Source organism: Pseudarthrobacter raffinosi (assembly GCF_023913835.1).
GTDB classification, from domain to species: domain Bacteria; phylum Actinomycetota; class Actinomycetes; order Actinomycetales; family Micrococcaceae; genus Arthrobacter; species Arthrobacter raffinosi.
On sequence record NZ_JAMXBG010000018.1, the window covers coordinates 14361 to 38343 of the forward strand.

The following is a 23983-nucleotide window of genomic DNA, read 5'->3' on the forward strand; positions in this document are numbered from 1 at the left end:
CACCCCATGCGTAAGCCAGCCGCCGCCGTCGTCGGTCTCGTTTGCCTCGGCATGCTGGGAGCAGGCGGGATTGCCGTGGCCGGCGCGCCGATGGAATCCCACCGTCCCCGCGCCGTCGTGATCAGCAACGACGGCGGCGTGCTGGCCAGCATTCCCCTTGCCGGGGACACGTTCGCAGTGAGCTACCGCAACTCCATCTACGGCACCGTCGCTGAAGAGCGGTACACCGTCCAGGAGGACGGCAGCTACCGCCTGGTGCAGCTGGCCGCCGATCAGCTGGCGGTGCTCGAAGAGTACTACGCCGTCCCCGGGCCGCCGTCCGCGGCCGGGGAAGGCGACCGCAGGGAGTGGGTGGCGGACCCAGATCCGGGGCACCCTGCGGAGTTTGGCCGGCTGTCGCTGGCAGCAACTGATCTGGGCCTCCGCACCGTGTACGTTCCGGGCGCTCCGCCGCTTGAACTATGGAAGTTAGTCGAAGACAGCGACCCGTTCGTTGTGCTATCCCTCAAGGAGACCCCATGACCGAGAACCCCAACGGCAACGGCGCCGTTCAGGCACGCACGTCGCCTGAGCCCCCGGGGCGCACCGGACGGAGGAACGCGGATGACGGTGTCACCGCCGACCCCAGGGACAAGGAAGCGGTGATCGATGAAGAGGCGCTGATCGCGGAGTTTGAGGCTGAAAAGCCTGCCCGCCACCTGAACGGGAAACCCGGCATCGCGGTGAAGGCCATCGGCGTGGCATTGTCCTTGTTTGCGCTCTATTGGGTCTTCAATCCCATGCCCACCCAGTTCTACCTGCCCGCGTTCCTGATGGTCGGGCTGCCCATGACGTTCCTGGTCTACCGCGGGTGGGGCCGCTCGGCTGCCGCCAAGGCGTCCGGACGTTCTGACAACCCCCACATACTTGACTGGCTGCTTGCCGCAATCGCGGTCGTTCCGTTCGCGTACATCATCTCGGACTGGGACAGCTTCTTCCGCCGCGCGATCACGCCGACCTACCTTGATCTGATCATGGGCGTGATCGCCATCCTGGTCACCCTGGAGGCATCCCGCCGGACGGTGGGCATCCTCGTTCCGCTGGTCGTGGTCGGCTTTTTCGCGTATGCGGCGTTCGGTTCGTTCGTCCCTGCCCCCTTCAACACGTCCTCCTTCAACTGGATCCGACTTGTTGGCCACAACGTCATGGGGACGCAAGGCCTGTTCGGGGTTCCCACCGACGTTGCGGCGTCGTACATCATTCTTTTCACCATCTACGGCGCCGTCCTGGGCGCCTCGGGCGCCACCAAATTCTTCATCGACCTCTCTTTCTCTGCCTTCGGACAGTCAAAGTCGGGTCCCGGCCGGACCGTGACCCTCGCGGGTTTCCTGCTGGGCACCGTGTCGGGTTCCGGCGTCGCTACCACCGTAACCCTGGGCGGCATCTCCTGGCCGCTGCTGCGCAAGGCCGGCTACCCGAAGGAACACGGCGGCGCCATCCTGGCCGCTGCCGGTATCGGCGCCATCATGTCCCCGCCCACGCTCGGCGCCGCAGCCTTCATCATCGCCGCGTTGCTTGGAGTCTCGTACCTGCAGGTGCTCATCTGGGCCACCATTCCCACGGTCCTCTACTACTTCGGCATCATCCTCGCCATCGAAATGGACGCTCGGCGGTTCAAGACCAAGGCGGTGGAGCTGGACGTCAAGCCGGCCGGCAAACTGCTGCTGCGGTTCGGATACCACTTCAGCTCCCTCCTTGCGATCGTGGTGTTCATGGCCATGGGCATGACCCCGTTCCGGGCCGTGGTGTTCGCCACCGCGCTCGCATTCGTGCTCAGTTTCCTGGATCGCCAATCCTGGCTGACGCCCAAGCGGATCTGGGACGCGCTCGCCACGGGCGCCATGGGCGCCCTGTCCGTGATCCCGGTCATGGCGGCCGCCGGCCTCATCGTGGGAATCATGACCCTCACCGGCCTGGGCCTGAAGCTCGCGAACATCATCGTGGACTTTGCCGGCGGCAGCCTGCTCCTGACCGCCATCTTCTCTGCCATCTCCGTCACCCTCCTGGGACTTGCGGTGCCGGTAACGGCAAGCTTCATCATCTCGTGGGTGATTATCGGACCCGCCCTGCAGGATGTCGGCGTTCCCGCTTTCGCGGCTGCGATGTTTATCTTCTACTACTCGGTCCTCAGCGAGGTGTCACCGCCCACCGCGCTGTCCCCGTTCGCGGCGTCGGCCATCACCGGCGGCAGACCGATCAAGACGATGTGGCTGACCTGGCGGTACACACTGTCGGCGTTCCTGGTCCCGTTCATCTTTGTCCTGTCCGACGACGGCGTCGGGCTGCTGCTGCAGGGCAGTCCAGGATCGATTGCACTGGCATTCACCGTCTCACTGCTGGCGGTGGCCTCCCTTGCCGTGGCAACCGGGGCCTGGCTCTTCGGCCCGGCCCGCTGGCCCGAACGGGTCCTGCTGGGCGTCGGGTCACTGCCGATGCTGGTCATGGAGCCGCTCTACATCGGCATCGGGGCAGCCATCATTGCCGTGGGCGTCCTGGTACACATCATTGGGCTTCGCAGACACCGCACAGACATGGCCCTTGACCGAAAGGACGACGCATCACTATGACGACACCGATTCCGCACCTTGCCCCCGGCCTCTGGGGAGTTCTGGCCACACCGTTCAGCGGAACGGATTTTGCCGTGGACACCGACTCCCTGCGCCGCGAAGTGCAGCTTTACACCGCGCTGCCGGCTACCGGGATGGTGGTGCTTGGCGTCTTCGGCGAGGGAGCATCCCTCGATGCCCAGGAGCAAGCCCTGATTGTGCGCACCGTTGCCGAGGAGGGGAAGGGCGCGCCTCTGGTGGTGGGCCTCTCAGCCCGGTCAACGGCAGTGGCGCTGGGGCAAGCCCGTACCGCGGTTAAGGCGGCGGGCAGCAACCTTGCGGCACTTATGGTGCAGGCCAACAGCTCCGATCCAGAGGTGCTCGCGGCCCACCTGACCGCCGTGCACCGCGCCACGGGCGCGGGAATCGTGCTGCAGGACTACCCCGTGGCATCCGGGGTAAATATCAGCGCGGCGCAGATCCTCGAGGTCCTCGCGCAGTGCCCGTTCATCGTAGCCATCAAGTCGGAGGCGCCGCCGACGGCCTCCGCCATCGCGAGGCTGACGGGTGCCACGTCCGTGCCCGTATACGGCGGACTCGGGGGAGTGGGGCTGCTGGATGAGCTGGCCGCCGGCGCGGCCGGTGCCATGACCGGATTCTCGCATCCCGAAGGACTTCAGGCCGCCCTGAGCGCATGGGCCGACGGCGGATTCCGCGCCGCGCGCGAGGCTTTCGCTCCGTGGCTGCCCTTGGTGAACTTTGAGGCCCAGCCCGGCGTAGGGCTGGCCCTGCGCAAGGAGGTGCTGCGCCGCCGCGGCATCATCGCTGAATCCATCGTGAGGCCGCCCGCTCCGAAACTGCCGCCGGCGCTGGCGGACCTCATCGATGCCCACCTCGAAGCCGTTCGGGTGGTGATGGCCTGATGGAGACCGGTTTGAAGGGAAAGAACGTCCTGGTTCCGGGCGCAAGTTCGGGGATAGGCCTCGCCATTGCCCGGGCGTTGGCCGAGGAAGGCGCCAACGTGGTGCTGGCGGCGCGGCGCGAGGACCTGGTGCGGGCGGAAGCTGCGCGCCTGGGTTCCGCCGTCGGCGTCGGCATTGACCTCATGGACGACGGCGCCCCGCCGGCCTTGGTGGAAGCGGCGGAGGAGGCCTTTGGCGCGATCGATGTGCTCATTCTTAATAGCGGCGGACCGCCGCCCGGCGGCGCCGCGGACGTCTCCGTTGAACAGTCCCTTGGCGCCGTGCACCAGCTGCTGCTGCAGCACATCCGGCTCACTGCCCTCGTGCTTCCGGGCATGCGGGTCCGTGGGTGGGGGCGCGTGGTGGCAGTGGGCTCCAGCGGCGTGCAGCAGCCGCTGCCCAACCTCGCGTTGTCCAACATCGGGCGGGCGGGGCTCGCCGGCTACCTGAAGACCCTGGCGGCGGAGGTCGCCAGGGACGGCGTGACCGTCAACATGGTGCTTCCCGGCCGCATCGACACCGACCGCGTCGGCTCACTGGATGCAGCGGCGGCCAAACGCACCGGCCGCTCGCCGGAGGAGACGAGGGCGGACTCGGAAGCTTCGATCCCTGCCGGCCGGTACGGCAAGCCCGAAGAATTTGCCGCCGTCGTGGCCTTCCTCGCGAGCGGGCCTGCCTCCTACGTGACCGGGGAACAGATCCGCTGCGACGGCGGACTGGTCCGTTCCTACTAACCGAAAGAACCATTCCATGACTTCCCGCGTCCTTCATCTATGCGCCATCCGCGACGAACACACCCCCGATGCGGCCGCCCCCGGGCAGGCCCGCGAAGAGGCGGCCGTCGTCCACCCGCGGCGCGGAGCCGCGCTGGTCCGCGACCTGCTCCCGGGCTTTACCGGCGACATCCTCGATGTCCTGACCGGAGGCCTGCTCGGGGACCTGGAAACGGCCGCAGCCAACGCCGAGGACGCCGTCTTCCGCGATCCGGAGCACCTCACCTACGGCGCCCCGTACCGCCGCCCCCGCATGCTGTGGGGAATCGGCCTGAACTACGTCGAGCACGCCTCCGACCTCACCGAGGCCGTGCCCGACGAGCCTGCCTCGTTTATCAAGGGTGACCATACGGTCATCGGCCCGGACGAGAACATCCCGATCCCGGAGCAGAGCCAGCGCACCACCACCGAGGCGGAGATCGCCGTCGTGATCGGTCGATACTGCCGCAATGTCGAGCCGGAGGATGCCCTGTCCTATCTCGCCGGCGTCGTACCGGTCCTGGACCAGACCGCGGAGGACATCCTGCAACGCAATCCGCGGTTCCTCACCCGCTCCAAGAACTTTCCGGGATTCTTCTCCTTCGGCCCCCGGATCGTGCCCCTCGCCGAGGTGGAAGAGGCCGCCGGCTCCCTGGCCGAGGTCACGGTGTCCACCGTGGTCAACGGGGAGGTGCGCCGCAGCAATACGGTGTCGCACATGCGCTACGACCCGGCCTACCTGATCAGTTTCCACAGCAAGGTCATGCCGCTCTTCCCCGGTGACATCATCTCCACGGGAACACCCGGAGCAGTGCACATCGAGCCGGGGGACCTCGCTGAATGCCGCGTGACGGGCCTCGGAACCCTCAGCAATCCCGTGACCGCCTCCAACTGAGCTTGCCGAACCACAACCGAAGGAGGCTGACGCTCGTTGAGCAGCACCCCATCTTTCCCTCACGGCCCTCCCGCCGCCGCACCCTTGGACGGAATCAAGGTGGCGGATTTCTCCCGGGTCCTCGCCGGGCCCTTTGCAACCATGATGCTCGCTGATTTCGGCGCCGATGTGATCAAGGTGGAGAGCCCGGGCGGCGACGACACCAGGGCCTGGGTGCCCCCCGTGGACGAACACGGCGCGGGGACATACTTCTCCAGCGTCAACCGGAACAAGCGCTCGGTCGTGTGCGACCTGCGCACCGAGGAAGGGCTCGCGCAGGCGCGGGACATAGCGTTGGCCGCCGACGTCGTCGTTGAGAACTTCCGGCCGGGCGTCATGCGGCGCTTCGGACTGGACTATGAAACCCTGCGGGTGGAGCGCCCGGACCTGGTCTACTGCTCCATCACCGGATTCGGAAGCAAGGGCGGGGCGCACCTGCCTGGATATGACCTTCTGGTCCAGGCCGTGGGCGGACTCATGAGCGTCACCGGATCCCCGGAGTCGGAACCCAGCAAGGTGGGGGTGGCGCTGGTGGACGTGGTGACCGGCCAAAACGCGGTGGTAGGCATCCTTGCCGCTCTGCGGAGCCGTGACCAGACCGGCAGGGGACAGCTGATCAACGTCAACCTGTTGTCCTCGCTCCTTGCCGGGCTCGTCAACCAGGCCTCCAGCACCCTGGCTACGGGCGAATCCCCGCAGCGAATGGGCAACGCTCATCCCAGCATCGCGCCGTACGAGACGCTGCGCACCGCGGACGGGCCCCTCGCCTTGGCGGTGGGAACGAACAAGCAATTTGCCGCCCTGGCACGGGTGTTGGGCATTCCCGAACTGTCGGACGACAGCAGGTTCCGCGGGAACGTGGACAGGGTGGCCCACCGGGACGCGCTGAAGGCGCTGCTTGAGGCGCAGCTTCAAAAAAAGCCGGCAGTGGAGTGGTCGGGCCTGCTCAGTGAAGCGGGCGTACCCGCCGGCAAGGTCAACTCTATCGTCGAAGCGATCCAGCTGGCCGCCGATCTGGGGCTGGAGCCCGTAGTGGAGATTGCGGACGAGTCCAGCCCCCGAACCTCCCGACAGGTAGCCAACCCCATCCAGCTCTCGGAAACCCCCGCCACGTACCGGCGGCTGCCGCCGCTGCTCGGCGAACACAGCGGAGCGACGTTCCCGGCGCGGACCCACCGGGCAGCCCCCCAAACCCATCCCACCGGAAAGTAGAACCATGACTGACACTTCAGACCTCATCGGCATCGACACGCTGCTCACGCCGGAGGAAGTCACCGTGCGGGAGAAGGTCCGCGGATTCGTGGACTCGGTCATCAAACCGAATATTGCTGACTGGTACGAGCACGCGGAGTTCCCGCTGGAGATAGTCCCGCAGATGGCTGAACTCGGCCTGCTCGGCATGCACATCAAGGGCTACGGGTGCCCCGGCCGGACCTCGGTGGAGTATGGCCTGGCCGCCCTGGAGCTGGAGGCCGGCGACTCCGGGCTGCGGACCTTTGTCAGCGTCCAGGGTTCACTGGCCATGAGCGCCATAGCCAAGCACGGATCGGAAGAGCAGAAGCACGAGTGGCTTCCGCGCATGGCCGCTGGAACCGCCATCGGCTGCTTCGGCCTCACCGAGCCCTCCGCCGGGTCCGACCCCGGGAACATGCTGACCTTCGCAAAACGCGACGGCGACGACTGGATCCTCAACGGCACCAAACGCTGGATCGGGCTGGCCTCGGTGGCGCAGGTGGCCATCATCTGGGCCATGACGGACGACGGCGTCCGCGGTTTCGTCGTCCCCACCGACACCCCCGGGTTCAAGGCCACCCCCATCCAGCAGAAACTGTCCATGCGTGCGTCCATTCAGTGCGATATCGAACTGACGGACATCCGGTTGCCGGCGAGTGCCATGCTGCCCAAGGCCAAGGGCCTCCGCGGCCCGTTTGAGTGCCTCAATGAGGCCCGCTACGGCATCATCTGGGGCGCCATGGGGGCGGCACGTGACAGCTACCTCACGGCACGGGACTACTCGCAGCAGCGCATGCAGTTCGGCAAGCCGTTAGCCGGTTACCAGCTGACCCAGGAGAAACTCGTCAACATGGCATTGGAGATCAACAAGGGCACGCTCCTGGCTTTGCAGTTGGGCCGGCTGAAGGACGCCGGAGTCCTCCAGCCGCACCAAATCTCCGTGGGCAAGCTGAACAACTGCCGCGAAGCGATCAAGATCTGCCGCGATGCCCGGGCCATGCTTGGCGGCAACGGCATCACCCTGGACTATTCCCCGCTGCGCCACGCCAACAACCTCGAGAGCGTGCGCACCTATGAGGGAACGGACGAGGTGCACACGCTGATATTGGGCAACCACATCACCGGGATTCCGGCCTTCCGCTGAGGAGGCGCTTCCGGTTACTGGGCGCCGGCCCGCCCGGGGACGGCGCGCCCTTCGAGCGCTTGGTTGACGATGTATTCGGCGATGGCCAGGGAGGAGGTGGCGCCGGGTGAGGGGGCGTTGCGTACAAGGACTGTGTCCTGGCGGCGGGCAATCACAAAGTCATCCACGAGGGACCCGTCAGCGTTCATCGCCTGGGCACGTACACCCCGCGTGCCGGGAACGATGGACGCACCCTCGAGCGAAGGGACGAAACGCGTTGCCTCGGCGATGAATTTGCGCTTGCTGACGACGGTCTGGAACTCACGCGCAGCCGAGGGCAGGTTCTTGCGGGCGAAGTTCCAGAAAGCAGGGAACAGCGCATAGTCCAGGACGTCGCGCACATTGACGTCCTTCCAGGAGTAGGACTCCCGTCCGAACGAGATGAAGGCGTTGGGGCCCAGCATCATTTCGCCGTCGATGCGCTTGGTGAGGTGCACTCCAAGAAAGGGATGCTGTGGATCAGGAACCGGATAGATTAGGCCCTTTACCTGGCTGCGGGCCTCTGAACCGAGAAGAAAGTATTGTCCGAAGAACGGCACGATGCGCGGGGTGGAGGGTTCCCCCATCGACGCGGCCAGCCGGTCGGATTGGAGCCCGGTGCAGGCCACCACAAGGTCGTAGTGTTCACCTCCGTCCCTGGTGTGAACCACGACGCCCTGCCCCTGCTGTTCAAGAGAGCGGACTTCCTGACCCAGCCTGATCTGTCCGCCTGCCTCACGGACGTCGCCGGCAAAGGCGTTGGTGATGGCGGCATAGTCGACGATGGCCGTCTCAGGCGAGTGCAGTGCCGAGATCCCGACAGCATTAGGCTCCACGTCCCTGATCTCGGCGCCGCTGAGCATCCTGGCCCCCGGTACCAGGTTGGCTTGTGCCCGGACAAAGATAGCGTCAAGCCGCCGGCTTTCCTCGGCCGTCTGGGCGATGACGAGCTTGCCGCACTGATCGTAGGGCAGCTTCTTGGCGGCGCAGTATTCCTTCAGCAGATGGACTCCGCGGCGGCACAGCGTGGCCTTCAGGCCGCCGGGTTCATAGTAAAGGCCGGCGTGCACCACTCCGGAGTTGTGGCCCGTCTGGTGAGAGGCGAGTTTCTCCTCCTTCTCGTAGACAGTGACCGAGGCTCCTTCCAGTCGGTTTGTCAGCTCCCGTGCAACGGCGACACCGATAATGCCACCGCCGACGACGGCGCAGCGCAATGGTTCCGTGGGCATGTCGATCCTTATCATTGGGTGGAAAGTTGTCCGTGCGAGAATGTGCTCGTGGACAACCTTGAACGTGCAGTCAATCTGACAGATCAGGCCATCACAAGACTCCGAACTGCGATATTGGGCGGCGAGTTGAAGCCGGGGGAGCTTTACTCCGCGACCCAGCTGGGCGAATGGCTGGGTGTGTCGCGAACGCCGGTCCGGGAGGCAGTGCAGCAACTGGCGAAGGCCGGCCTTGTAGTAGTCGAGCGCAATAGAGGGATCCGTGTCCGGTCAACAACGTTGGAAGACCTGATCGAGGGATTCCAGGTCCGACTGATGCTCGAGGTGCCCGTGACCCGGCAAGCTACCGCAGTCCGCACGGACGCCGATGTCCAAAGGGTCACAGAGGCGTTCAACACCTTTCAGAAAATTGCCGAGAGCGGCGGTCCTGCTGCTACTTTGCGGGCCGACCGCGACTTCCACCTGGCGCTGCTAACTACCTCCGGCAATCACCGGGTGGTGAAAATACTGGAGGACTTGCGTAACGTCGTCCTGCTCACTGGGGTGGAAACCGTCCCCAAATCGCGTTCTTCCCGGGAAGCTTTTGAGGACCATCGGGACGTCTACGAGGCTTTCGTGGCCGGGAAGGCCGAGAAAGCCGGACAGGACATGCGGCGCCACATACTCAATACGGCCCGGCTGCTTATCCTGCGCGAAGCCCACGAACGCGGCATTCTCACGGGCGACGTTGACTCACTTCTCAGCTGGGCTTGACTCGCCTGGTAAACGAGCGGCGGAGATCTGGAATCGGCACCTCGAATAATCTGCATCCGTATAAATTACCCCTGTTGCATGCAACATGCAACACATATCGGGCGCTTGGTGACTCGGTTCCACGAGGACCCGCTCGGCCCTGTTGTCCTGTCCCAGTGACCTTAGGCCCTGGAGCAGACGACGCACCTGTTCCGGCTGCTCGAAGTTGGCGAAGTGGCCGCACAGCTTGCGCGGATCAGTGCCGGCGCTGGCGGTCCGCTCCGGCCGCGTCGCGGCAATATGCAAAGCCAGGAAGCCCGGCGTACCGGACGTTGGAGACCCACGTCCGAAGCCCTGTTGGATATGCACAGTGCACGGGCCCAGCTCTTGGTATTGTGTGCCGCCGCAGCGTAGCCGCCCACGTTGCGGATTCCTGCCGAACGCGCATGCCCGCCGTCCGTTGCTGATCTCTATCAGGGATCGGAGCCGCGGCGTCACCGGGCCGGACGAGGGGACGCATGCTTCTCCCGGTTCATGGCTTGTTAGCCGGCGGGTTCCCTGGCGGTTCCCGGAGGCTGCCTTCCTGTTCACGGTCCGCGGCCATGCTGGCTCCATGCCTCTCCTACTGCCCGGTAACTCGCATCTGATCGACCGCCGCCTCTTCCTCGCGGGGGTGGCCGGTGTCTCCGCTGCCGCCGCGCTGGCGGCCGCCCCGGCTACCAGGGCGGACGCTGCGTCGGCGCCGGCGCGGGCCAAGGACGATCCCTTCACGCTGGGTATCGCATCCGGTGACCCCACGCCTTCCGGCGTGGTGCTGTGGACCCGCCTGGCCCCGAAACCGTTCGACCCGAACGGCGGCATGCCGCCGGGCCATGCGGTGGTGGAGTGGCGTTTGGCCAGTGACGCCGGGATGCGCGATGTTGTCCAGCGCGGGAGCGCGCACGCCCCGGCGCAGCTGGGGCATTCGGTCCACGTGGAGGTCGAGGGCCTGGCACCGGACAGCGAGTACTTCTACGAGTTCAAGTTCCGTAACCACTTGTCCCCCGTGGGCCGGACCAAAACCTTGCCGGCCCCCGGGGCGGATGTACGGCAGCTCGATTTTGCTTTCTCCTCCTGCCAGAAGTGGGAGGATGGCTTCTTTCCGTCTTACCGCCATATGGCCGCAGAGGACCTCGACTTTGTGGTGCATCTGGGCGATTACGTTTACGAGTACGAGATCGCCGCAGGCGGCGGGCTGCGTCGCACACCTGTCCCGGCGGCTGCCCAGCCGGCCCCGCAGACGCTTGAGCAGTGGCGGGCCCGCTACGCTCTCTACAAGTCCGATCCCGACCTGCAGGCGGCGCACGCCCGGTTCCCGTTCGTCGTTTCCTGGGACGATCACGAGGTTAAGAATGACTATGCCGGAGGCTGGGAGGGGCAGACCCAGGCCTTCACCGCAGTGCGGGCCGCGGCCTACATGGCGTACTACGAGCACCAGCCCTTGCGGGCACGGTCGCTGCCCCGCGGTACGGAAATGCAGCTTTACCGGCGGCTGCGCTATGGCCGCCTCGCCCAGCTGGACGTTCTGGATGGACGCCAGTACCGCGACGCCCCGCCGTGCGGCTGGGGCGAAGCCCAGGCATGCGAAGCCGCTTACGACCCGTCAATCAGCATGCTCGGCTCAGAGCAGGAGCAGTGGCTTTACGCCGGACTGCGTGACTCAGAGGTGCGGTGGAACATCCTGGGGAACAATGTCATGGTCTCCCGCCTCGACCACGACGGCGCCGCGGGTGAGCTGCTGTGGCACGACGCCTGGGACGGTTTTCCGGCGGCCCGCAAGAGGCTGCTGGATGTGATCGCCGAGCCAGCGGTGAGCAACGCCGTGTTCATCACGGGCGACTGGCACTCCACCTTCGTCAACGACGTCCACCTCGACTTCGACAAGCCGGACTCCCCGGTGGTGGCCACCGAATTCGTCGGGACCTCCATCAGCACGAACGGCGACGTGCCGGTTTACGGGCCCTACTACGGGCCCATGATCGGGTTTAACCCGCACATCAAATTCTTCGATGGCGACCGGCGGGGCTACGTCCGTTGCCAGGTCACTCCCGAGCGCTGGCGCACGGAGCTTCGCATGGCCACCGGAGTGGGGACCCGGACCGCAGGGCAGTACACGCATGCGGTGTTCGAGGTCGAAGACGGCAAGCCGGGCGCAGTGCAGGTTTCATAGCGGCTAGTTCAACCTGCGCCCGCAGCTGACGTCCCGCCGTCGTCCGCTTGGCCACGCTGCCCGGTCACAGTGACCACATGTCCTCGAGAAGTCGTTGCACCTGTTCCGGCTGCTCGACGTGGGCGAAGTGCCCGCAATGCTGGATCGTCACAGTCTGGACTTGCGGCACTGTGGCGGCCAGCCGGTCCAGGTCGGAGGGAGACGTGAATACATCAGTTTCCCCGCGGGTTGCCAGCACGGGGCAGCGGATGCCGCGCCACTGGTTAAAGTCGTAGTGCGCCACTGCCCGGGCAGCCGCGGAGAAGCTGGCCGGACGGGCGTTATGGCCGAGCCCGCGGATCACCCCAGCTGACATGCCTGGGGGATCTGCGAAGAACGGTGACATCAACGGTCCCATCACGGGTGTGGCACCGACTGCGCGGACCATTGCCAGCCCTGCTGGACCTAGGGCCGCCAGTGAGCGCATGAGCAGCATCATGCCGACAAACGCCGGGAACCGGGACAGGCTGCGCAGTGGCTCGCGGGCGGCCTCAGACACGCCGAATGTTGTGGGCGAAATGGCAGCCACGCTGGCGGTCCGCTCCGGCCACGTCGCGGCAATATGCAAAGCCAGGAAGCCTCCCATGGAGTGGCCCACGAGGTTCCATCGCGGGTAGTTGAGCAAGTTCAGTACATCGGTGACTGCGCGTGTCATCGTCTCGATGCCGAAGTGTTCCAGCCGGGCTCCCTTAGTGGATTCGCCCCAGCCCGGCAGGTCAATCAGGACACGATCGTGGTGCGATGCTTCGGAAAGCAGCGGCCGGAAGGTGGCCCAGGATCCCGCGGTGCCGTGCAGGTACACCTCCGGTGTGCCGGACGCCGGAGCCCCGCTTCCGATGCCCTGTTGGACTCGCACAGTGCACGGGCCCAGCTCTGTTGGAATTGTGTGCCGCCGCAGCGTAGCCACCCACGTCGCGGATTCCTGCCGAACGCTCATGCCCGCCTTCCGTTGCTGATCTCTACTAGGGATTCGGAGCCGTGGCGTCACCGGACCGGACGTACAGGCTACAGCTGCTGGGTTTGGCATTAAACGGAACAGATCGAAACCACCATGTTCGGTCCCATGAACGTCACCCGCGCTGCCCTGCCGGTCCTGCGCGCCCAGCGCTCCGGCCTGGTGGTCACCATCTCCTCCACCGCCGGCCTCGCAGGCGGCGAGTTCCTGTCCGCCTACGCCGCGTCGAAGTTCGGCGTGGAAGGCTGGGCGGAATCCCTGGCACTCGAGGTCGCACCGTTCGGCATCCGCTCCATGATCGTGGAGCCGGGGTTCTTCCGCGCCGAGCTGCTCACCCCGGAATCCACCAGCTACGCGGAATCCACCATCGGGGACTACGCCGAACGCACCGCGCAGACGGTCACCGCGTGGAAGGGCATGAACGGCCTCCAGGGCGGGGACCCGGCCAAGCTCGCCGAAGCGCTGATCCAGCTGGCCGAACTGGACGAACCCCCGCTGCGGTTCGCCGCCGGAGCCGACGCCGTGGGCGTCTTCGAGACCCGAGGAAAGGCCCTCCAGCTCCAGGCCGACGCGCACCGCGAACTCTCCAGCAACCTCGCGTTAAGCGACGCCTGACAAAACGGAAATGGACGACGGCGGGAGGTCCCGCCGTCGTCCATCACCCACCACCGCAAGGCCCCACCACAGTTCAGCCGGACGCCGGCCGCTCCGACCCGTCCGGTGCTGCATGGTGGCGGAGATGCGTGTTGTGGATCAGCTATTGACTGAAAATTCAGTCAGGCCTTATGGTTGATGCGATACATCAACGTGATGTAGCTCACGAAGGCTTGCCATGATCAGCACGCGCTTCCGCAAAGACGCGGATTCCGTCGGTGCCGCATCCGCGCACAAGGACCGCTTCGGCCGCATTGAGTCGGCCGGCATTGAGTTCATCCCCGACGAACAACGCACCTCCCGCCCCCGGAACCTGTTCACCGTGTTCTTCGGCGGCAACTTCGCCTTCTCGGTCATCGTTTTCGGCTGGCTTCCCATCACCTTCGGCCTGGACTTCGTCGGCGCCGCCACGGCCAGCCTCACCGGTCTCCTCGTTGGTACAGCCCTGATCGCCCCGATGGCCCTCCTGGGGCCACGGACCGGCACCAACAACACCGTTTCCAGCGCCGCACACTTCGGCACCCGCGGGAGGTTGATCGGTTCCGCCCTGACCCTGTTGTTCGCCCTTGCGTACGCCGCCATCGCGGTCTGGACTTCGGGCGACGCGCTGGTTGCCGCCGCCGAGCGGCTGCTGGGCGTGTCCGTTGACGGCACCACGCTGGCCATCGGCTACGCCGTGATCTCCGTGGAAATCGTATTGGTTGCGCTTTTTGGCCACGGCACCGTGGTGGCGATGCAGAAATTTGTCGCCCCAGTGGTCGGCATTCTGCTGCTCATCGGCGTCGTTGCTTTCGCTCCAACGTTCAGCCCCACCACCGTGCACGCCGACTACCTTCTGGGCGATTTCTGGCCCACCTGGATTTTGTCCGCCGTCATTTCCGTCGGAGGCCCACTGTCCTACGCGCCCACGCTGGGCGACTACAGCCAGCGCATCTCCGGGAAACTCCACTCGGACCGGTCCGTGGTCGGCGCCACCTGCCTTGGTGTGTTCCTGGGCCTGTTTGTCACTGCCCTCTTCGGCGCCTTCACAGCCTCGGCCATCCCGGAACTCGGCGGCTCCTATGTCGCAGACCTGGTGCGGTCCGCGCCGGCCTGGTACCTGCTCCCAATCCTCATCATCGCGTTGGCCGGCGGGCTAGGCCAGGGCGTGCTCAACCTCTACGCCAGCGGCCTGGACCTCGAAGCACTCTTCCCGCGCCTGCGCCGCATCCACACCACGCTCATCACGTCGGTGATCGCCGTCGGACTCCTCTACCTTGGTGTCTTCGTGTTCAACGCGGTGGACTCCATCACCGCCATGACCCTGGTGCTCAACGGATTCGCCGGCCCCTGGGTGGCCATCAACGTCCTGGGCTTCCTGGTCGCCCGCCGCGGCACATACCACGCCGCAGACCTCCAGCTCTTTCGCGCCAACGGACCTCGCGGACGGTACTGGTTCAGCAACGGCTGGAACCTCCGGGCCGTGATCCCCTGGGCCATCGGATCAGCATTCGGTCTGCTGGCCACGGACACATCCCTCTACGCCGGTCCGCTCTCGCAGCTCGCCGGAGGAATCGACCTCAGCTTCCTTGGCTCCACAGTCATCGGAGCCGTCGGCTATCTCGCGGCGCTCCGGCTCTGGCCCGAACCGCCTGCCTCCCTGGCCGAGGCCGGACCGGAGCGGGGTGAGCACGTATTACTGTCAAACCATGACTGACAAACTAGCCAAGATCCTCACCGCCGCCACCACCTGCATCGCCAGGAACGGCGTCCGGGGAATGCGGGTCAACGATGTGGCTGCAGAAGCCGGTGTTTCGCCGGGCCTCCTGTACTACCACTTCACCGACCGGGCCGGCCTGCTTGCCGCAACGCTTGAACACATCAACAAGCAGGTCAGCAAGGACGACGCCGCCCCCTCCTCCCCTGACGCGGAAGACCGCGCCCGGCACTTCAGGCACCTGCTCCTTGACGAAATCAAGGACGACGCTGATGTCCGCCGGAATTCGGTGGCCTGGAACGAGCTCCGGGCGTGCTCCATCTTCGAACAGGAGCTGGCGGAACCGCTTTCCCGGACAACGGCGGAATGGAACCGCGAGATCGCCCAGGCCATCGTGGCCGCCAGCGAAGGCACCAGCGAGGACGAGGCCGCAGTCACTGCGGAGATCCTCACCAGTTTGGTGGAAGGGATCTCCGGCCGCTGGCTCAACGGTTTCATCACCACAGACCACGCGCGTTCCCTGTTGACGACGGCCATCGACTCACTCACCACAGCACGCCCGACGACCCTGCAGGAACCTTCCGGACAGGGTCTGGGCAAATGAACCACCGACCCAACTCTCAACCACTTATCAAACGACGCGATTCCAGCGGAATCCCGCGATTATGCAAGGACCCCTAGGGTCCCGTTAGGAAACACCGCCTTGGACATCATCGCCAACACCGAACCGCCCGCCTCTTTCGCCCGGAGCCAGGAAAGCACCCGCCGGCCGCTCCGAGTGGCCCTGGTCCAGCACCGCTGGCGCGAAAACGCCGCCGAGCTCAGGTCGGTGCTGACCGGGGCCATCGGCAAAGCCGCCGACGCCGGAGCCAGGGCCGTGTTCCTGCCGGAACTTACGCTGTCCAAATATCCTGCCAACGTCCGGGCCGGCAGTAACCCCGCCCGGAATGCCGAGGACCTGCTCAGCGGCCCCACCTTCGAGTTCGCCGCCAACGCGGCCCGGAAGCACTGCGTCACCGTCCACGCCTCGCTCTACGAGCGCTCAGACGGAAACGACGGGCTGGGCTTCAACACCGCCATCCTCGTCTCGCCCCAGGGGGAGCTGCTGGCACGCACGCGCAAGACCCACATTCCCGTCAGCGCCGGCTACTACGAGGACACGTACTTCCGTGCCGGGCCGGCCGTCGACGCCTACCCCGTGCACCGCCCCGCGGAACTGGACGGGGCCGCCGTCGGACTCCCCACCTGCTGGGACGAATGGTTCCCGGAGGTCGCCCGGCTGTATTCGCTGGCCGGCGCGGAAATCCTGGTCTACCCCACGGCTATCGGCTCGGAGCCGACCTTCCCGGAGTTCGACCACCAGCCGCTGTGGCAGCACGTGATCACAGGCCACGGCATCACGAACGGCAGGTTCATGGTGGTCCCCAACCGGACGGGCGACGAAGGCGACATCAACTTCTACGGTTCCTCATTCATTTCCGATCCCTACGGCCGCGTCCTGGTCCAAGCGCCGCGGGACCGGGAAGCCGTCCTGGTGGCCGACCTTGACCTGGACCAGCGCAAGGACTGGCTGGACCTGTTCCCGTTCCTGACCACGCGCCGCCCCGACACCTATGCCGAGCTCACCCGGGACGTCGATTTCGACCGTCCGTACGGGGCGGTATCCGCACAGCAGACCGCGGCCCAGCCATGACCTGGATGATGCCGAGCGAAACGGCACCCCAGGAAAGGGTCTGGATGGCATTTCCGCCGGAGCGATCCTCGATAGGGCACACCGCGGAGGAAACCCATGAGGCCCGCACGGCGTGGGCAGCGGTGGCGCATGCTGTGGCGGATTTCGAGCCTGTCACCATGGTCGTGGACCCGCCGGACATGACTGCCGCGCGGACTTATCTTTCGGCTGGCATTGACCTGGTGGAAGCGCCCCTTGACGATGCCTGGATGCGGGACATCGGGCCCACATTCGTGACCGGCGACGACGGCCGGCTGGGCGGGGTGGACTGGGTCTTCAACGGCTGGGGGCAGCAGGAATGGGCCAGCTGGGGCAAGGATTCCGGGGTCGGTGCGGAAGTGGTGAGGGAGGCCGGTGCGGAGCTGCTGGACAGCCCGCTGGTCAATGAAGGCGGCGGGATCCAGGTGGACGGTCTGGGCACCGTGCTGGTCACCGAGACGGTGCAGCTGGATAAGTTCCGGAACCCGCACCTGACCAAGGCTGACGTCGAAGCCGAGCTGGCCCGCACCATCGGCGCCACGCATGTCATCTGGCTGCCACGTGGGCTGACCCGTGATTCGCAGGAACTCGGAACCCGCGGACACGTGGACATCGTGGCCGCTATCCCGTCGCCCGGTGTGCTGCTGGTCCACTCCCAGCGCAACCCATCACACCCGGACTTCCAGATCACCGCCGATATCATCGCGATGCTCGCCGGGACGCGCAGGGCCGTGTCTGGGACATCGTGGAGGTACCGGCCCCGGACACGCTGCGCGACGAGCTCGACTGGGTCGACTACAGCTACATCAACCATCTGGTGGTGAACGGAGGCGTCATCGCCTGCAGTTTCGACGACCCCGCGGACGCGGGAGCCAGCCGGATCCTGGAGCAGGCGTATCCGGGCCGGGAAGTGGTGACGGTCGATGCCCGCGCCATCTTCGCCCGGGGCGGCGGCATCCATTGCATCACCCAGCATCAGCCGGCCGTCTGACCGCGGCAGCCATGAAGACCCCTGCTGTGGGCGACGTGCCCGCCGCCCACAGCAGGGGCTTTCCACGGCAATACCACCGGTAGTCTCGCCTGAGCCGTTGGACGATCCTGCCCACTTTCAGCGACGACGGCACCAACGTCAACGGCACCATCCTCGCCTCCGACGGCGGCTGGTCGGCGCTGTAGGGGAGCCGTACCCAACGCAAACGGACGACGGCGGGGTGTCCCGCCGTCGTCCGTTTGAGGACTGGTGGTGTGTGCTGCTTAGCGTGAGCTCACCGCCGGGACGCCGAGGATGCTGTCCAGCAGCCCGTTGCGGAATTTTCCCTCCGGATCGTGCGCCGATGCCAGCGAGCGGAAATCCGTTAAGCGGGGGTAGAGGGAGTCCCAGTCGTGACCGTCGGGCGTGAAAAGCTTGCCCCAGTGCGGCCTGGCCACGAAGGGCCGAAGCAGGTCCTCGAGCTCCGGAAGTACGGCTTCCACCTGCGGCTGCAGCGGCTTCCAGGTGAAGTGCAGCGCAACGCTCTGCTGCCGGTAGAAGGGGCTGAGCCAGAATTCGTCCGCGGCGCCGGTCCGGATTTCGGAGACAAACAGCAGGGGTGCAAGCTTGTCCGCCAGGCTCCGGACGGCCTGGATCGCAGCTGGTGCCTGTTCCAGCGGCAGGATGAATTCGCTTTGCAGTTCCTCACCCTTGCTGGGTGTGAACTCGTGGCGGAAGTGCGGCAGCCGGTCCAGCCATGGCCCGGGCTTATCCATCTGGACTGTGCAGTTCTCGGCCGACATCCCCGGCAACGGGTGCCGCGGGCCGGTGGCTGCCGTGGCGCCGAACAATTCACCGATGGGAGGCTCCGAGTCCAGCGCCTTGAGCCAGACCTGGCTGATGCTATCGCCCGCGTAATCGGTGAAAAGACTCACGCTGTAGGCGCTGGACACCAGCTGCGTGAAATCCGCCAGCGCCCGTTCCCACGGCAGGTTTTCCAAAACACGCTGGCGCATGCTGAAGCTCGGCCGGACGGCAAGCTGGAGGCCGGTGACGATGCCCAGGGCGCCCAGGCCCACTACGCTGCCCAGGAACTCCTCGCCGTCCGCGCGGGACAGCGAGACCTGCTCGCCGGAGGGCCGGACCAGATCAATGGCCTCCACCGCTCCGGCCAGGGAGGGGTTGTTCAAACCGGATCCATGGGTGGCCGTCTGGACTGCCCCGGCCACCGAAATGTGGGGCAGCGACGCCAGATTGTGGATGGCCAGGCCGGCCTGCTGCAGCGTACGGCAAAGGGCGCCGTAGCTCACTCCGCCGCTGACGCGGACGCTCTGCTGTTCCGCGTCCAGTTCGATGTGCTGTGGCAGTGCATCCAGCAGCACGTGCACGCCGTCTGTGTCCCCGATGCGGTTGAAGGAGTGTCGCGACCCCAAGGCCTTGACCCGGCTGGAGCGCGCCACCACCTGGGCGAGCTCAGCCACCGACTCCGGGCGCACGACGTCCGCTGATGAGTAGTTGAGATTTCCTGCCCAGTTCTTCATGTGCTCGGCTTTCGGGTGAAGTAAGTTTCGCTCCACCAACTGTGAGCGCTAACAATTTCCCTGTCAAGACGCTTCGGCCGCCTCCCGCCGAGGAGGGCGGTAACATCGTCAGCAGGTCATCCGCAGCGGCATTTACTGCCTGCCGGCTTTGGCCTAAGAGGCTTAGAAAGGGGAGCAGTGCGCGCAACGGTCAAGGATGTCGCGCGTCGTGCCGGCGTTTCACCCAAGACTGTCTCGAACGTCATGAACGGCATCATTCCAGTCAGTGGCGCCACCAGGACCAAGGTGGAGCAGGCCATCGTCGAGCTGGATTATGTGCCCAACCTCTCCGCCCGCGGATTGCGCAACGGGAGGTCCGGCGTGATTGCGCTGGCCCTGCCTGATCTGGGCACGCCGTACTCCGCAGAAATTGCCCACCACATTGTGGAAGTGGCGCACGAGCAGGGCTGGATCGTGCAGATCGAGGAAACCGGCTCCGATCCCCAGCGCGAGCACGAACTCATGGTGCGTGCCCGCTCCAACCTGATCGACGGGCTGATCCTCAACCCTGTGGTGCTGGACGAGAGCGCCGTCCAGGTGGGCGTTGCCCTTCCGCCCGTGGTCCTGCTCGGCGAGGTCACGCAAAGGCTCGCCGACCGCGTCTTCGTGGATAGCTTCGCTGCCGCCCGCGACATGACGCTCGCCCTGGCGCAGTCCGGGCGCCGACGGATCGCCGTTTTGGGAACCACCCAGGGCAGGGGATCGGCTGCGGCCATACAGCGAACCCAGGGCTATGAGGAGGCGTTGGAGATCCTCGGCATCGAACGCGACGAGTCACTGCTGATTCCCTGCGAAAAGTGGACGCCGCAGACTGCTGCCGATGCGCTCACCGCCTACCTCGACTCCCACCCCCTTCCCGAGGCGCTGTTCTGCTTCACGGATTCCATGGCCATCGGCGCCCTGAGCGTGCTGTGGAAGAGGGGCCTGCGCATCCCGGAGGACATCGCGGTGGCGGGCTTTGATGACATCGCCGACGGCCGCTACGCGGTTCCGTCACTGACCACGGTCTCCTTCGACAAGCGTGCCATTGCCAGCGAAGCCCTCCGCCTGCTCACGGAGCGGATGGCCGACAGGGGCCACGAGCAGCGCGTGGTTTCCGTGGACTACACCATCGTGGAGCGGGACAGCACCCGCATCTGAAACGAGAGCAGCCCACCGGATTGTGTGCGCTAACAATTTTCTCTTGCCCTGTCCATTACATCGATGTAATGTGAGGCGTGCGTCACCCCCTGAAGGCATCGGCCCGGGAACGGGGACGCACCGGAACCGGAGTTTTGAGCAACAAGAAGTGACCTTTCAGCGGACCCATCCAAAGGAGTGACGGGTGAAGCAGTTTGAACTTTTCGGGAAGCAGTTATCCCGACGGCAGTTATTGACAGGAACGGCAGCCTTAGGCAGTGTCCTGGTAGCAGGCGGCCTGACCGGCTGCGGCGGAAACGCCAAAGCCTCTGACCTGCGGGACATCGGGTTCTGGCACCTGCTGTCCGGTGGTGACGGCATCAAGATGCAGGCCATGATCAACAGCGCCAACCAGGCCAGCCCCGGCTTCAAGGTGCACCCCACAGTCCTTGCCTGGGGCCCGCCGTACTACACCAAACTGGCCATGGCATCGGCCGGCGGGCGGCCACCGGAAGTAGCGATCATGCATGCCAGCCGGGTTCCAGGATACGCCCCCGGCGGGCTCATTGACCCGTGGGACATGGACCTGCTGGCCGAGCACGGCGTCACCGGGGAAAACTTTGCGCCGCGCATCTGGGAGAAGAGCCAGCAGAACGGCAAGGTGTTCTCCATCGCCCTGGATTCGCACCCGTTCGTTATGTTCTACAACACGGACATCGCCCGCAAAGCCGGCGTCCTCGGCGGCAACGGACAACTGCAGGAAGTAAATTCTCCGCAGGAGTTTATGGCCATGGCCAGGGAAATGCAGAAGGTCACCCAGGCCCATGGTTTGTCCTTCGGATACCTCGGCAGTGGCTCCCAGATGTGGCGCTTGTTCTACACGCTCTACAAGCAGCATGGCGCGGATATGGAACTGATCCCGGGCCAGCCGATGAAAGTGGACCGCGACGCCGCGATTGAGTCCTTGGAATTCATGGCATCGCTCTTTGACGACACCATCGCTGCCAAGGCCGGCGACATCAGCACGGGCATCGCGGAGTTCGCCCGCGGCGACTCGGGAATGCTGTTCAGCGGAGTGTGGGAATTGCCCACGCTCAAGAAAGCCGGACTTCCGGTGGACGCTGCCACCATTCCCACGCTGTACGGAACGCCGGCAGCCTACGCAGACTCGCACTCGTTCGTCCTGCCGCGGCAGCTGAACGTGGATGACGCGAAACGGCGGGACGTCTACAAGTTCGTGAGCGACGTCCTCAAAGGATCACTCTCCTGGGCAGAAGCCGGGCACATTCCGGCCTACCAGCCCGTGGTCCAGTCGCAGGCATACCGCGACCTCACGCCGCAGATCCACTACGCGAACGCAGCGGACATCATCGCCTACGATCCCGAAGCCTGGTTCAGCGGCTCCGGCTCGGACTGGCAGACCTACTTTGCGGAGAACGTCCAGAACGTGCTCCTGGGCCGCGACAAGGCAGCCGCAGGTTGGGACGCCTTTGAGCGCCGCACCAACACCCTTCTTTCCAGGCCCAACCCGGTCTAACCGCACCGAGCGACAAAGGAGTCCTTCATGAGTTCTTCACTAGCGTCCCGGCGCAGTACCGGCCAGCCGGACATCGCCGCAGCGACCCAACCCCAACCAACGCGCCGCACTTCGCAGAGCCGTACCAGGAGCAACCTGAGCGGCTGGGCATTCGCCACCCCGTTCCTGGTCTTCTTCCTGGTCTTCCTGGTGTGGCCCATTCTCTATGGCATCTACATGAGCCTCACGGGCAAGTCCCTGACCGGCGCCAATGACAGCCTGATCGGCTTCGCGAACTACGCCGAGGCACTGGCCGACGCCGATATGTGGCGCTCCCTGGGAAACACGTTCTACTTCACCGTCATCAGCACCGTCCCGCTGGTCCTCGTGGCCCTGGTGATGGCTGCCCTGCTGAACGTCGGGCTGCCTGCCCAGTGGCTGTGGCGGCTTTCCTACTTCGCCCCGTACCTGCTGGCCTCCACCGTGGTCTCGCTGTTCTTCACCTGGATGTACAACCCGCAGCTTGGCCTGATCAATGACTTCCTCTCCAAGATGGGCCTCCCCAAAGTCGCCTGGCTCAACGATCCCAACGTGGCCATGTGGGCGATCGTCATCGCCACGCTGTGGTGGACCGTGGGGTTCAATTTCCTGCTGTACCTGGCCGCGATGCAGAACATCCCCGCACAGCACTACGAAGCAGCGTCCCTGGATGGCGCCGGAGCATGGCGGCAGTTCTTCTCGATCACCCTGCCGCAGCTGACCCCCACCACGGTGATGATCGTGCTCCTCCAGATCCTCGCGTCCATGAAGATCTTCGATCAGGTGTACCAGATGACCGCCGGCGGGCCCGGAGGATCAACCCGCCCGGTGGTGCAGTACATCTTTGAAACCGGCTTCACCGGCTACCGGCTGGGGTACTCCGCAGCCATCTCCTACATTTTCTTCGGACTGATCGTGCTCGTTTCGGTCATGCAGTTCGTCATCACCCGCCGCAGGAGTGCATAACCATGGCAATCCCTACCCTCACGCGTCCCACTCCCCGCACCAACACCAGCCAAGAGGCCCGAAAACCCCGCAAGAAGATGACCGCAGGCAAGATTGCCGCGCTCGTTGTGGCGGCGTTCATCGCCGTGCTGTGGATGATTCCGTTCGCCTGGGCCACGGCCACCGCCTTCAAGACCGAGACGGATGCCGCAGCTCCGAAGGTCAGCTGGATGCCGCCGTCGGGCTTTACTGCTGAAGCGTTCGTCAAGGTGTTCCAGGACGGCAACATCCCGCTCTGGACCTGGAACTCGTTCTACACCTCGGCGGCCATCACGGCGATCACGCTGGTGATCTCGGCGCTGGTGGCCTACGCCCTGTCCCGGATCGACTTCAAAGGCAAGAAGGTGCTGATGACGGTGATCATTGCCTCCATCATCATCCCGCCGCCGGTCCTCATCATCCCGCTCTTCTACCAAATGCTGGCGCTGCACCTGATCGATACCTCGTGGGCCATCATCCTGCCGCAGGTCATCCACCCGGCCATGGTGTTCGTGCTCAAGAAGTTCTTCGACCAGATTCCCCGCGAACTTGAAGAAGCCGCTGTGATGGACGGTGCCAGCCGATTGCGGATCTTCACCCAGATCATCCTGCCGTTGTCCCAGCCCATCCTGGCCGCCGTCGCGATCTTTGTGTTCATCGGTGCCTGGAACAACTTCCTGTGGCCGTTCATCGCCACGAACGACGGCGCGCTCCTCACCCTTCCGGTGGGGCTGCAAACCATCAAGAGCGCGTACGGCATCCAGTACGCGCAGAACATGGCCTCCGCGCTCCTCGCGGCACTGCCCCTGATCCTCGTCTTCCTGTTCTTCCAGCGCCAGATCATCAAGGGCGTCGCGACGACGGGACTCGCCGGAACCTGAACCGGCACCTTACTTACCACTCACCAAAAGACCTGTTCTACAAC

At 65.3% G+C, this 23983-nt stretch carries 20 protein-coding genes and 1 pseudogene; 18 read left to right on the forward strand and 3 right to left on the reverse strand.

Annotation, left to right across the window (positions count from 1 at the left end; genetic code table 11):
* Window positions 1–6: 6 nt before the first annotated feature.
* Genes NG697_RS16115 through NG697_RS16145 form a run of 7 tightly spaced genes read left to right on the forward strand, consistent with a single transcriptional unit; the run spans window position 7 to window position 7610 of the window.
* Window positions 7–522, forward strand: coding sequence for a hypothetical protein (locus NG697_RS16115; RefSeq protein ID WP_252611056.1), 516 nt, complete (start codon window positions 7–9; stop codon window positions 520–522).
* The gene (locus NG697_RS16120; RefSeq protein ID WP_252614657.1) at window positions 519–2606 is read left to right on the forward strand and encodes a TRAP transporter permease; all 2088 of its coding nucleotides are present in this window, start codon (window positions 519–521) and stop codon (window positions 2604–2606) included. The genes NG697_RS16115 and NG697_RS16120 overlap by 4 nt, the downstream gene beginning before the upstream one ends.
* A complete protein-coding gene (locus NG697_RS16125) occupies window positions 2603–3508 on the forward strand; it encodes a dihydrodipicolinate synthase family protein (RefSeq protein ID WP_252611053.1) in 906 nt (301 codons plus the stop codon). The genes NG697_RS16120 and NG697_RS16125 overlap by 4 nt, the downstream gene beginning before the upstream one ends.
* An 11-nt stretch (window positions 3509–3519) precedes the next feature.
* On the forward strand, window positions 3520–4281 hold the full coding sequence (locus NG697_RS16130; RefSeq protein ID WP_308216185.1) for an SDR family oxidoreductase: 762 nt from the start codon (window positions 3520–3522) through the stop codon (window positions 4279–4281).
* A 16-nt stretch (window positions 4282–4297) separates the two neighbouring features.
* Complete coding sequence (locus tag NG697_RS16135) at window positions 4298–5194, forward strand: fumarylacetoacetate hydrolase family protein (protein WP_252600376.1); 897 nt, start codon at window positions 4298–4300, stop codon at window positions 5192–5194.
* A 36-nt stretch (window positions 5195–5230) separates the two neighbouring features.
* Window positions 5231–6445 carry a CaiB/BaiF CoA transferase family protein gene (locus tag NG697_RS16140; protein ID WP_256473036.1) on the forward strand — a complete coding sequence of 405 codons (1215 nt, stop codon included), beginning with the start codon at window positions 5231–5233 and terminating at the stop codon, window positions 6443–6445.
* 4 nt (window positions 6446–6449) lie between these two features.
* Window positions 6450–7610, forward strand: a complete 1161-nt coding sequence (locus NG697_RS16145; protein ID WP_252600378.1) for an acyl-CoA dehydrogenase family protein — start codon at window positions 6450–6452, stop codon at window positions 7608–7610.
* 14 nt (window positions 7611–7624) lie between these two features.
* Here the strand turns inward: NG697_RS16145 and lhgD are convergent, their stop codons facing one another.
* Window positions 7625–8857, reverse strand: coding sequence for an L-2-hydroxyglutarate dehydrogenase (gene lhgD / locus NG697_RS16150; RefSeq protein WP_252600380.1), 1233 nt, complete (start codon window positions 8855–8857; stop codon window positions 7625–7627).
* Window positions 8858–8905: 48 nt separating this feature from the next.
* Here lhgD and NG697_RS16155 point away from each other — a divergent pair, with 48 nt between their 5' ends.
* Both NG697_RS16155 and NG697_RS16160 read left to right on the forward strand, forming a co-directional pair.
* Window positions 8906–9607, forward strand: a complete 702-nt coding sequence (locus NG697_RS16155; RefSeq protein ID WP_252614658.1) for a GntR family transcriptional regulator — start codon at window positions 8906–8908, stop codon at window positions 9605–9607.
* Window positions 9608–10199: 592 nt separating this feature from the next.
* Window positions 10200–11795, forward strand: coding sequence for an alkaline phosphatase D family protein (locus tag NG697_RS16160; RefSeq protein WP_252614659.1), 1596 nt, complete (start codon window positions 10200–10202; stop codon window positions 11793–11795).
* A gap of 64 nt (window positions 11796–11859) precedes the next feature.
* Here the strand turns inward: NG697_RS16160 and NG697_RS16165 are convergent, their stop codons facing one another.
* The gene (locus NG697_RS16165) at window positions 11860–12771 is read right to left on the reverse strand and encodes an alpha/beta fold hydrolase (protein WP_252614660.1); all 912 of its coding nucleotides are present in this window, start codon (window positions 12769–12771) and stop codon (window positions 11860–11862) included.
* Window positions 12772–12873: 102 nt separating this feature from the next.
* On the opposite strand from NG697_RS16165, the gene NG697_RS16170 reads away from it, so the two are divergent.
* The 5 genes and pseudogenes from NG697_RS16170 (at window position 12874) to NG697_RS16190 (ending at window position 17841) form a co-directional block, all read left to right on the forward strand.
* Entirely contained in the window at window positions 12874–13404 is a 531-nt protein-coding gene (locus NG697_RS16170) for an SDR family NAD(P)-dependent oxidoreductase (protein ID WP_308293100.1), read from the forward strand.
* Window positions 13405–13621: 217 nt separating this feature from the next.
* Window positions 13622–15139, forward strand: coding sequence for a purine-cytosine permease family protein (locus NG697_RS16175; RefSeq protein ID WP_252614661.1), 1518 nt, complete (start codon window positions 13622–13624; stop codon window positions 15137–15139).
* Window positions 15132–15743 (forward strand): TetR/AcrR family transcriptional regulator, encoded by a 612-nt coding sequence (locus NG697_RS16180; RefSeq protein WP_252600391.1) that lies wholly within the window; start codon window positions 15132–15134, stop codon window positions 15741–15743. Before NG697_RS16175 ends, NG697_RS16180 begins: the two co-directional genes overlap by 8 nt.
* A gap of 99 nt (window positions 15744–15842) precedes the next feature.
* A complete protein-coding gene (locus NG697_RS16185; RefSeq protein ID WP_256473038.1) occupies window positions 15843–16832 on the forward strand; it encodes a nitrilase-related carbon-nitrogen hydrolase in 990 nt (329 codons plus the stop codon).
* Window positions 16829–17841 (forward strand): annotated as a pseudogene (locus NG697_RS16190) (agmatine deiminase family protein). The gene NG697_RS16185 and the pseudogene NG697_RS16190 overlap by 4 nt, the downstream one beginning before the upstream one ends.
* 263 nt (window positions 17842–18104) lie before the next feature.
* Here NG697_RS16190 and NG697_RS16195 read toward each other — a convergent pair.
* Entirely contained in the window at window positions 18105–19361 is a 1257-nt protein-coding gene (locus NG697_RS16195) for a D-arabinono-1,4-lactone oxidase (RefSeq protein ID WP_252614662.1), read from the reverse strand.
* A gap of 177 nt (window positions 19362–19538) precedes the next feature.
* On the opposite strand from NG697_RS16195, the gene NG697_RS16200 reads away from it, so the two are divergent.
* The 4 genes from NG697_RS16200 to NG697_RS16215 all read left to right on the forward strand — a co-directional run bounded on the left by NG697_RS16200 (window position 19539) and on the right by NG697_RS16215 (window position 23939).
* Complete coding sequence (locus NG697_RS16200) at window positions 19539–20540, forward strand: LacI family DNA-binding transcriptional regulator (RefSeq protein ID WP_252614663.1); 1002 nt, start codon at window positions 19539–19541, stop codon at window positions 20538–20540.
* A 184-nt stretch (window positions 20541–20724) separates the two neighbouring features.
* Window positions 20725–22056 (forward strand): extracellular solute-binding protein, encoded by a 1332-nt coding sequence (locus NG697_RS16205; RefSeq protein WP_252614664.1) that lies wholly within the window; start codon window positions 20725–20727, stop codon window positions 22054–22056.
* Window positions 22057–22083: 27 nt separating this feature from the next.
* Window positions 22084–23040 (forward strand): carbohydrate ABC transporter permease, encoded by a 957-nt coding sequence (locus NG697_RS16210; RefSeq protein WP_252611029.1) that lies wholly within the window; start codon window positions 22084–22086, stop codon window positions 23038–23040.
* Between the two features lie 2 nt (window positions 23041–23042).
* Complete coding sequence (locus NG697_RS16215) at window positions 23043–23939, forward strand: carbohydrate ABC transporter permease (RefSeq protein WP_252614665.1); 897 nt, start codon at window positions 23043–23045, stop codon at window positions 23937–23939.
* Window positions 23940–23983 lie beyond the last annotated feature (44 nt).